The organism is Aquimarina pacifica (assembly GCF_000520955.1).
Lineage (GTDB): Bacteria > Bacteroidota > Bacteroidia > Flavobacteriales > Flavobacteriaceae > Aquimarina > Aquimarina pacifica.
The window spans coordinates 1-2485 of sequence record NZ_JACC01000088.1 but is presented as its reverse complement, the minus strand read 5'-3'; the positions used below and the strand labels follow the sequence as shown (position 1 = coordinate 2485).

Below are 2485 nucleotides of genomic sequence, written 5' to 3'. Positions count from 1 at the left end.
AGTATTTACTCAGCATATTTCAAACGAAAGCGAACGTATTGATATATCCAAATTGATTGAAGGAATGTATTATGCTAAAATAAGTGGTGAAAGTATAGAGATAGTAAAGAAAATAGTGAAAAAACAAACAGCGAAATAATCATAACTTTTTTGGTAGACAGGAATCTAGATCTAAAAAATGAATCTAATTATAAAAACAATGAAAAAAAACCAAATTCACAAAAGGTATTATGTTTTTGAAGTTATATCTCAGCTATTTGATAAAACAGGACTATTTTATTTGTTTATTGGTTTAATGGTTAATTCTGTAAATGCGCAGTTAGTTCATCCAGGTGGATGGCATACGCAGGAAGACCTTACTCTTATAAGGACTAAAGTAGCAGCTGAGGAAGAGCCTTGGACAACCGGTTGGAATGCTGCCAAAAACAACGGTCCAAATGCTGATTTCACAACCAATCCATCAACTTTAATCACTGATAATGGTGCTATGCATACTGCAGGAATGGCTGCATGGGTTTTGACCATGAAATGGGTTGCATCGGGTGACAAGTCATATTCTGATGCAGCTATTGATATTATTGACACTTGGGTTGATGTTGTTAGGGATTTTGACGTTTATGGTCCAACCTTAACGGTGAGCACTGGCGCTGGTGCAATGGCCCAAGCTGCCGAAATCCTAGAACATGGTTTCAACGGAGAAGCAGGGTGGTCGCAAACAGATGCTGATGCAGCTAAATCTTGGTTTAAAGAAATAATATATGACGCATGGACCAATACAGGAACGCATCGTTCAACCAACTGGGGAACTTCAGCTCTTGGAGGAAATATGTCAATGGCAATTTTTATGAATAACGAATACGAGTATAACTATCAAGTTGAGGCTTACAAGTTTGGTTATCAAGATACAGATGATGGGTGTGCAGCGCTTACAGATTACATATTTGATGCTTCTGGCCAAGCTCAAGAAACAGGTAGGGATCAAGCACATGTTCAAGGAGGAATAGCACATTTAACGGAAGCTGCTTTGTGTATGTGGAATCAGGGGAATGATATTGTATATGCAGAAAACAATAGACTTCTTGCAGGGGTAGAATATCATGCCAGATATAATTTAGGATACAATGATTTGCCATTTACATCAGATGTATATAACCCTTGTAACGTTTGGATAGTTTCAGTTTCCACAGATGCAATTAGTGAAGAGTATCGTGGCGAATTTTCACCCGTATATTATATGTCTGCCAAACTTTTTTCTAAGGCAGGACTAGATCACCCAAATACAAAAGAAGTATTAACACATCCAGGGTATTCGCCAGAGATCAATAATTTTGCTCACCCAGGTTTGGGTATGTTTACTTTTGTATCTACTTCTTCTGATGGAGGTGGGACTATTACATGTGATGGTTTTGATGCTTTTTCAGTTATACAGGCAGAAGATTATTGTGATGAATATAAAACAGGAATTTCTAGTAGTGGAAATGTTGGCTATATTGAAAATGGAGATTGGATTATGTTTCAAGATGTAGATTTTGGTAGAGGAGCAATAGGTTTTGACGCCAATGTAAGTAGTGAGACTTCAGGAGGAAATATTGAATTGCGAACAGGTAGTGCCTCTGGAGACTTAATAGGAACATTTGAGGTTAGTACTACGGGTAGTTGGACTAATTGGGAAACAGAATCCTATACAATAGAGAATCCTGTAAGCGGTGTAGAAGATTTGTACCTTGTTTTTACAGGTAACTCGGGTTTCTTAATGGATGTAAATTGGATTAGATTTATCGAAGGAGACATCTCATCAAGCACATTTACACCAGATCCTAATAAGACATATTATATTGATGTTCCTCATCATAATTTAAGATTATCCTCAGATGGAGAGAGTGCTATACCCGAGACAACATCAACAAGTACTACAGGTGCCGATGTAGAATGGAAATTTGTTGACAAAGACAATGGATCTTGGCATATACAGCGTGCTGCCGGTGGGACCTTACCAAGATTACGTACTGATAATACTATATCGGATGGCACTGCTGCCGATATGCAAGGCACAGCTTGGAGTGGGACCTATACTTACTTTGATTTTGAAGAAGGAGCTATTGCAGACACCTATTTTATAACATTGCCAGATGGTCCTGCCCAGCATGTAAGATTGCAAATTGATAATTCTGGAAATGTACAGATGGTTGAAAATACAAGAAACGGTACATGGGAATCATTTAAGATAACAGAAGCCTCAAATGATACTTCTTGTGATTGGGTAACTATTGCTAGTGAAGGTGAAGTAATGAATTTTAGCGGTAGTAAAACGATTCGCTATGGCGCTAATGAAGTTTATGTTATAAAAGTAGTCGCAGGTAATACAACATGCGGTAATGCAGTTTTTGGTGACCCGTTACCTGGAGTAGGAAAGGCATGTCAAGAATGTATTGGATCTACAGTAGCTTCCATAAAAATAGAAGCTGAAGACTATGATGGAATGTAT

Annotated in this window: 2 protein-coding genes; both read left to right on the top strand. The window is 37.9% G+C overall.

The window, feature by feature from the left end; genetic code table 11:
- The first annotated feature begins 16 nt into the window (after positions 1–16).
- Positions 17–139: a hypothetical protein gene (locus DZ60_RS25810; protein WP_394332042.1), complete on the top strand. Its 123-nt coding sequence runs from the start codon at positions 17–19 to the stop codon at positions 137–139.
- 60 nt (positions 140–199) lie between these two features.
- Positions 200–2485 (top strand): carbohydrate-binding protein (locus tag DZ60_RS23735; protein WP_161634458.1); only part of this gene is annotated, 2286 nt, incomplete at its 3' end.